Genomic DNA, 6977 nt, shown 5'->3' on the forward strand with positions numbered 1-6977 from the left:
CCCTATGCGGGGGAATACAAGGCCATTTGGGGAGAGTTGAGCCGTGGGTGTAAAGATCACAAGCGCGGATAAATGGTTCTCAAGGTGTGTACGGGAAAGGGCTGGCTGGCGGTGTGAGGGCTGCCAAAGCGAATACCCTGAAAACAGCGCTGGGCTGCAATGCTCTCACTTCCATGGACGGGGGAACTACGCAGTTCGGTTCGACCCAAATAATGCGTTTGCTCACTGTACCCGCTGTCACTACTTCTTTGAGGGTAACCCGCACGAGTTCACCCGGTGGGTAAGGGAAAGACTCGGGGATGGCGCCTACGACATCCTGCTGGAGAAAAAGCAGGTGGTGGACAATGCCCGATTCGCCAGGCGGGATGTGAAGCAAAGACACAAGAGCGAAATATCGAGGCATTACCGAGAGGAGTACCGCCGTATGCAGGTGCTGAGGAAGGGCGGCGATATGGGACGAATAGAGTTTGTCGGGTATTTCTGATGCAGGAGCACGCAACGTCCGCGATTGAAATCCGCGATCTCCTATGGGAGTGGTCACGGGCTTATCCAGAGAGGGCAGGGGATTCAGTCAGCTGGCCCCGTATGGCGGCGTTTGGGCTAAAGGTGCCCAGTGGCCGAGAGCCTATCGACTATGAGCGAGCTGAGCAAGTAGACAGGGCAGTCCTGGTGTACCTGAATGCCGTCATGAGGCGTAAAGATCGCGAGCGGGCCAAGCTGGAGGAAGCCATATTTTGGCTGCGTTACTACTATCGCTGGGAGAGGCAGAAGGTGGCAAAAAGGCTTAAGAGGTCGAAAGCCTGGGTGGACAATATGTGCAATCTCATAGAGGGAACGGTCGAGGCGTTCTATTTGGCGCAAAATGTCGCGTAACTGTATCTAAATACAGCCTGTATGCATTGACAGCCTAGGCGCCTAGGTGTTATTTTTAGGTAAGCTGCCGAAAAGTATGCACGGTGGCACCATTACTCCCCCCCCCCTTAAAAGCCCCGTCTGGTTAATCCGGCGGGGCTTTTTTATGGCTGTAATTCGGCTGTTTGCTCCAGAGTCACTGCCCCTTATGGGTGAAATTCCCAGATGCCTTGCAATAGCCAAGCGCTGGAACAGGTGGATTCTCTATAACGATTTCCAGTTAAAGCATGTAGTGGTACACCCTGATGATTTTGAGCTGATGGGGCTTCCAGTAAGGCCGTTGAGTCAAAATTGATTTAACGTCGGCTACCACTGTTTGGCCAACTGCATCACTAAGTTAAGTACTTATTCCCGTGGAGTGGAGTTGAACTGGTAAAGCTAGAAAGGTGATTTGATCTTGTGTTGATAGGTAGTTAGATATGGGTTCAATTCGTAGGTATGTATTGAATTGATTTGGTTGTACTGGATTGTGCAGGGATGGAAAGCAAGTGCAGAGGTATCGTAATTATGGAAATCACTAGAATGCCACTTGATATTGTTCAAGTAATTTCAAGTATTAACTATAAAAAGTTTTTCTTTCTGATGTTGTATTGGGTATGCTACGCTTGTATTCTGGATTACAGAAAAAATAAGAAAAGGAGATGAAGCTGTAATTTATATTTTATAGGTAAAAATTTATTGTTAATTTTAAAAAATTTAAAATTAGAAAATATTTATACTATTTTCATGTTTTTAATAAGGGAGTATTTATTCATGAATAAATTATTTGCTGGATTCTTTGTTTTGTTGTTGGCTTCCTCCAATAGCTTTGCAGCCACTCCGTATTTGTACGACCATTGTGGCGTTCTTGGATTTGGTGGTGACTCATCAAATGTAAAAGGGGATAGGTATGTCTTAGTTGGATCTACCGAAACCTATAGACATGAAGGCGAGCTATTAAACGGCTCTGGATTATTATTAGACGGAAGAACTGCATATTTTTCTAGTTTGGATGGCGATGCAGGTTCAGATGAGTATAGCTATCAAGATTTTAAGCAGGTGGCGAAGCGAAATATTTACTTTCCCAACCGTGGATCCAATTATGTTCAAATAGATTATTCATTTAAAGATCCAGATTTAGCAGGAAATATTATTTATGTAACGATATGTAAAAATATTAATGTTCAGTCTGTACCAACAATCTCAAAGAAAATATTAAGTGAAAATAGCAAGGTAGTTTACGCCGAAGTAAATAGTACTTACGACAATACATATTCTAAGGCAGCTATTGAGGGAGTAGGGGTTACTTATGTATGGTATTTGTCGAACTTGAGTTACCCAAGTTCTACTAGCTATAGGCAGGAAACTTCCACTCCTTATGCAACTTTCTATGTTCGTGATGGCGGCAACTATAATGTAAGAGCCTCTATAAACGATGGAGTGCATTCAAAGAGTGTATCTTTGGGTGATGTTTACGTTCAAGGCAATCCTCCTTGTAACCCGCACTGTTATAACCCTACTGACTAAATAATCTATATCGTCTTTTAAGGCCCGCCCAGTGCGGGCTTTTTTGTATCTGGTGATCCCATGTTCAAGAACGACTACTTCACGGAAGAGGAGTTGGCTTGCAGTTGTTGTGGCAAGAACCACTTCTCGGATGACACCTTGCGCCGATTGATCAGGGTGAGGGAGCGGTTTAAGAAACCAATGGCGATCAACTCGGGTTATCGCTGCCCGGCCCATTGCGCCAAGATCGGCTCCACCATGACGCACACCACGGGGCAGGCGGTGGATGTATCAGTTGCTGGTGGGCGGGCCTATGAGCTGCTGAGTATCGCGCAGGAGGAGGGCTTTACCGGTATCGGTGTGAAGCAGAAGGGCGCTCATGGCGGCCGATTCATCCACATGGATGACCTTGGTCCTATACCGGGCGAGCGGGCTCGGCCTACTGTGTGGAGCTACTGAGGGAATTATTCCTGAGATAGGCGTGTCGATGAGCATTTTTGCACCTGGATTGATGGTATAAAATTTGTTCAATCGATCAACTTTAACTTTAATAGAGTCAGCAGAAAGCTGGCGCAGAATTGCTTCTGCGATAAGAATCAGGATAATATTGATCACTATATGAACATACCAGAAGTCTAAATAAGGGTTATTCAATTGAAAGCGATTTCTAAGTTTGCGGTGCATAGAACTTCATTAACTTTTGCCTGCGTGATGGCTTTAAGTTCACTTATATTTTTGATTCCTATGAGTTTAGTATTATTCAACGCGCCGATGACTGATCCTGACGGCAACCCAGTTGATGCTGCTGTGCCTATGGGCTTAATGTTCGCCTTGCCTATTATGTATTTAGTGCTCGGTTATGTAATGACTGCTGTCGGAGCACTCATCTATAATTTTACCTCAAGATTTACCGGCGGTGTTCAATTTGAACTATCCGAAAAAAGTGAATCTTAGCAAGTTGTTCAAGTTCACCCCGGCTGCAAAAAGCACGGCCTGCTCTGGAAAGGGTACACTGCGTTGTGGATGCCGGTTATGGCTACGTTACGTGAAATAATTTATGGATAGTATACTAAGCTTCGTATTCGAGACCGTTCTTTATGGTATTGGGGCGCTTTTAATCTTTGTTCTTTCCTTTGGTCGGTATCGACCGGCTCCCATCAAGAAAGAATATTTGCGAAAGCTTTCGGATCGTGGTCGACTGATCTATACCCACGACGGTATAAAGTATGTCTCTAGTGGAGGAGTACAGGCCGTTGGAACCATAGCGCTGGTGCTCTTGGCACTTTTAATTTGGCAGCTATAAAACTACGCAACAAGGCCCAGCAGTACGCATCTTTAGTGCTGGACTTGCAATAAATTGTTCGCCTGTACGGGGAGTTTTATTGGATATGCGCATAGTTCACGAAATCAAGTTCTTCTTCTCGGGATGGAATTTTGGTGTACTCTTCCTGCTGTTGTTTATGCTGGCTTTTGTGTTTTCCTTCAACTTTAATGTGCCCGTTGGAGAGCCAGAAGAAATTCAAGGCATAGTGGAAAAGGTTGGGCTCACCCATAGTTCAACGAGCAGTGCGTCTTATGCAAGTGTGCGGGTAAACTTAGCCTCAGGTAAAGAAGTGGATATTACGCTACCGAGGAATGTAATGGTGAAGTCGGGTGACGCGATTATCGTGCATAAACAGGGTCTTTTACTGAAAGGTGCGCTCTATAAATATGGTTCTTTACCTGATACTCAATAAGAACACCAAGAAGGCTTAGGCCCTTCGGGTATTCTTAGGGCGGCTACTCCATAGTCGCAGCCTATATGTGCGTGTGTGCCAGGCATGGCACTTAACTAGTGAGGCGTAAATTCTCATATAAGCTAACCAACCATTCAAACCGGCCACTGAGCCGGTTTTTTTATGCCTGGAGAAAGCTACTTCCCCAGGTCTTACTTGGAGCTACCTTCATCAGAGTCAGAGGCCAAAATAAAGCACTCTAAAATTTTGACCTTTGAATATCCTGGCTAGTTATTTACTTCACTCTTTGAGAAATTAGTACGTTTATAGGGGTTGGATGTCAAAATGTAAGTCGCCCAAACGTATGGCCAAGGGATAACAAGTAGATCAATGACGATTCCAATGGCATTCGCATTTACGAGTTCCGCGGCTATAGGGTCGATTTCTCCTGCCAGCCAAAGTTGTGCTCCAACTGCAAGCATCCAAATTGCTTTATAGGTTAACTGCATCAACAGCACTGGTAGCATTTTCAGAGGATGCAAAACGCCGAATAGGGATAGTAAGGTAAGAGCCCCCCAAAAACTGAATGCCACTCCTTCCAAGGGGTCCCATATTTCACCTGGGTTGATGATGGTCGGCCATACACTAAAGCCAAATACTACAGCTATAAAAAGATAAAATGCTCTTAATATATTTATTCTCCACCTTGAGACTTCTTTTTGCATGGTTTTCTCCTTCATTTTTAATGTTGCACTATGTGCTCCTGGCGTGTTTTTTATCTTTCGCCAACTATCGAAGAAATTAAAGTACTTTGGTTAAATATTTGTTTCTCATGTGGCCCTTGATGCCAGCCAGCACGACTGGGGATACCAGAACTATTAGAGCACTTAACATAAGTAAATTTCCGGTATTTATATTTAGGCCGTGAGGGATACCCCGAAAGTTCAGGCCTTTCACAAACTAACCGAAAGCATATTCTAATACAACGGTATTTTCCCAAAGATGGCTTGGGGTTAAACGTGCGCTTTGGAGGACAAGAGGTGGGCCGCTTCCGCTCTCACCCAATTTTTTCAATTTGGAGCTACTGATGCTAGGTGCAATTAGTGCGATCTCCGGTTTGATCGGCAAGGCCATTGATAAGGCGTTCCCTGACAAGTCGGAAGCGAATAGGCTCAAGGCTGAGATTGACCGCCAGTTGATTGCGATGGAACTCAAGGAGTTGGAGTCGGCCACCAGTGTGATTACGGCGGAAGCGGGTGGTGAGAGCTGGCTACAGCGTTGCTGGCGTCCTATTGCCATGCTGACGTTTGTCAGTCTTGTGGTGGCGCATTGGTTGGGGTGGACCGCACCAAACCTCAGTGAGGAGCAAACACTGGCACTGTTGGAGATCGTAAAAATCGGCCTGGGTGGTTATGTAGTGGGCCGCAGTGCTGAAAAAGCTATCAAGACATGGAAACAGTCATGACTGTTCACGACCTGATGCGAGAGCTGGCGGAGAAGGCCGGCCACGCCACTACAGTAACCGCCGGTGCGATTGGCAGCCTCTACAGCCTGTTCACTCAAAACCCCATTGGCTTCATCTGTGCTTTGGTAGCTGTCGCCTCCTTTGTGATGAATTGGTACTACAGCTACCAGCGGCACAAACTGGCCAGGCAGCGGCAGGAGAAAGCGCAAAAATGGCCGGAGGAGGTATGAAGCAGGGTTACGGTGAGGCGCAGCGACGGGTGGCGGCGGTGGTTGGACCCGAGTGGACGACTATGCACTATCTGGTGGAGAAGACGGGGCTGACGCGCAACACCATCCGCCGCTGCCTGATGGTGGGTGGCTACGAGGTGCGGCACGGCGGGCCCGGCCATAGAAAAACCCTGGAGGCACGCAAACCCTATCGGGTGCCTTCGCTGAATTTACTNAACAAGAGGTGGGTGTGATGTCGACGGAAGGCAAGAGCGGCGGTAAAAAAACCGGTGGACGCACCAAGGGTACGCCGAACAAGCGGACACAGCAGGTGCAGGAGAAGTTGCAGGCGCTGGGCTGTGATCCCGTGGAGGGACTGGCGCGGATCGGGATGCAGGCGGAGCGGGATGCGCGGGAGGCTTTTTCTGGGGCGGTTGAGGCGATTGTGGAGGACCTGTCGGCGGCGGATGGGATCGATACGGACCGGGTAAAGGATTTAATGGGCAAGCAGTTGATGCAGGCGGTCAAAGAGCGCCGCGAAACCCTCAGTCTGGCGGTGCACTGCTACGGCCAGCTGCGGCGGCACTGGGCGCCTGAACTGAAGGCGCTGGAGGTGACGGGCCCGGGCGGTGACCCGCTGGAGTTTGTGGGCCCGGGCGCTGCGCGCAAGATGGCGCAGGCGGTACTGGAGGCGGAAGGCACCGGCTAATGGGGGCGGAATCAGCGGGCGTCGACTGGCGCCAGCTGGCCTACAACAATCTGATCGCTTACGAGATCGCCCACGATCCCACCTATGCGCCGGCGCGCTTTCACCATTTGGTGGCGGCAAAACTCCAGCGTATCGTGGATGGCCAATGCCGGCGGCTGATGATTTTCTTACCGCCACAGCACGGTAAGTCCCGGCTGGTGAGCGAGAGTTTCCCCGCCTATTACCACGGGCACTTCCCGGCAAAAAACATTATTCATCTGGCCTACAGCGAGGCGTTCGCCAAGCGCTGGGGACGGATCAACCGGGACAAGATCCGCGGGCATATCCACCAGGCGGTGTTCGATACCCAGCTGAAACCGGGCCAGGAGGAAATGACCCGCTATGCCACCACCGCGGGGGGCGGCTATCTGGCCCAGGGTCTGGCCGGCGGTGTCACCGGCAACCCGGCGGACCTGATCATCCTGGATGACCCTATCCGCAAT

11 protein-coding genes are annotated in these 6977 nt (G+C 48.8%); 10 read left to right on the forward strand and 1 reads right to left on the reverse strand.

What is annotated here, in order from left to right; genetic code table 11:
* Window positions 1–43 precede the first annotated feature (43 nt).
* The 6 genes from ABVT36_RS18600 (at window position 44) to ABVT36_RS18625 (ending at window position 4133) form a co-directional block, all read left to right on the forward strand.
* Window positions 44–484 (forward strand): hypothetical protein, encoded by a 441-nt coding sequence (locus tag ABVT36_RS18600; protein WP_368457895.1) that lies wholly within the window; start codon window positions 44–46, stop codon window positions 482–484.
* The gene (locus ABVT36_RS18605) at window positions 484–873 is read left to right on the forward strand and encodes a hypothetical protein (RefSeq protein ID WP_368457896.1); all 390 of its coding nucleotides are present in this window, start codon (window positions 484–486) and stop codon (window positions 871–873) included. The genes ABVT36_RS18600 and ABVT36_RS18605 overlap by 1 nt, the downstream gene beginning before the upstream one ends.
* 717 nt (window positions 874–1590) lie before the next feature.
* The gene (locus ABVT36_RS18610) at window positions 1591–2418 is read left to right on the forward strand and encodes a hypothetical protein (RefSeq protein WP_368457897.1); all 828 of its coding nucleotides are present in this window, start codon (window positions 1591–1593) and stop codon (window positions 2416–2418) included.
* Window positions 2419–2478: 60 nt separating this feature from the next.
* Complete coding sequence (locus tag ABVT36_RS18615; protein WP_368457898.1) at window positions 2479–2856, forward strand: D-Ala-D-Ala carboxypeptidase family metallohydrolase; 378 nt, start codon at window positions 2479–2481, stop codon at window positions 2854–2856.
* Between the two features lie 195 nt (window positions 2857–3051).
* Entirely contained in the window at window positions 3052–3351 is a 300-nt protein-coding gene (locus ABVT36_RS18620; RefSeq protein ID WP_368457899.1) for a DUF3566 domain-containing protein, read from the forward strand.
* A gap of 428 nt (window positions 3352–3779) precedes the next feature.
* A complete protein-coding gene (locus ABVT36_RS18625) occupies window positions 3780–4133 on the forward strand; it encodes a hypothetical protein (protein WP_368457900.1) in 354 nt (117 codons plus the stop codon).
* 266 nt (window positions 4134–4399) lie between these two features.
* On the opposite strand, the gene ABVT36_RS18630 is transcribed toward ABVT36_RS18625, so the two are convergent.
* Window positions 4400–4837: a hypothetical protein gene (locus ABVT36_RS18630; RefSeq protein ID WP_368457901.1), complete on the reverse strand. Its 438-nt coding sequence runs from the start codon at window positions 4835–4837 to the stop codon at window positions 4400–4402.
* A 362-nt stretch (window positions 4838–5199) separates the two neighbouring features.
* Here ABVT36_RS18630 and ABVT36_RS18635 point away from each other — a divergent pair, with 362 nt between their 5' ends.
* From ABVT36_RS18635 to ABVT36_RS18650, 4 genes are all read left to right on the forward strand, one after another.
* Entirely contained in the window at window positions 5200–5577 is a 378-nt protein-coding gene (locus tag ABVT36_RS18635; RefSeq protein WP_368457902.1) for a 3TM-type holin, read from the forward strand.
* On the forward strand, window positions 5574–5807 hold the full coding sequence (locus tag ABVT36_RS18640) for a holin (protein WP_367152152.1): 234 nt from the start codon (window positions 5574–5576) through the stop codon (window positions 5805–5807). Before ABVT36_RS18635 ends, ABVT36_RS18640 begins: the two co-directional genes overlap by 4 nt.
* A gap of 229 nt (window positions 5808–6036) precedes the next feature.
* On the forward strand, window positions 6037–6495 hold the full coding sequence (locus tag ABVT36_RS18645) for a hypothetical protein (protein WP_367152150.1): 459 nt from the start codon (window positions 6037–6039) through the stop codon (window positions 6493–6495).
* The coding region (locus ABVT36_RS18650) for a terminase family protein (protein WP_368457903.1) at window positions 6495–6977 on the forward strand (483 nt) is incomplete at its 3' end. The genes ABVT36_RS18645 and ABVT36_RS18650, both read left to right, overlap by 1 nt.

The sequence above is a fragment of the Microbulbifer sp. TYP-18 genome, assembly GCF_040932045.1.
Lineage (GTDB): Bacteria > Pseudomonadota > Gammaproteobacteria > Pseudomonadales > Cellvibrionaceae > Microbulbifer.